Genomic DNA, 421 nt, shown 5'->3' on the forward strand with positions numbered 1-421 from the left:
AGGGCGGCAACCTGCTGCGTCTTCAGGCCGGCGATGGTCGCGGTCTTCAGGGCGGCCAGGTCGGCCGTTTCCAGCGCGGCCACGGTTTCCGTTGCCAGCGCGCCGATCTGGGCCGAGTTCAGCACGGCGGCCTGGTTGCTCGACAGGGCGACGATCTGGTTGGTCGTCATGCCGGCCATCGAACCGGTCGACAGGGCGGCCACCTGGTTGGTGCCCAGGGCACCGATCTGGTTGGTCGTCAGGGCAGCTACCTGCGCCGACTTCAGCGCGGCGATGACGTTGGTCTTCAGGCCGCCGATATCGGCCGTCTCGATCGCGGCAATCGCGTTGGTCGACAGCGCGCCGAACTGGGCGGTGTTGAAGGCACCCAGCTGGTTCGAGCTCAGGGCGACGATCTGGTTGGTCGTCAACGCGTTGGCCA

Annotated in this window: 1 pseudogene; it reads right to left on the reverse strand. The window is 67.5% G+C overall.

Annotated elements, in window-relative coordinates:
• Positions 1 to 421, reverse strand: a pseudogene (locus GM672_RS28685) (heme utilization protein); the annotation flags it as partial.

The organism is Pseudoduganella buxea, assembly GCF_009720835.1.
Classification (GTDB): Bacteria; Pseudomonadota; Gammaproteobacteria; order Burkholderiales; family Burkholderiaceae_D; genus Rugamonas; species Rugamonas buxea.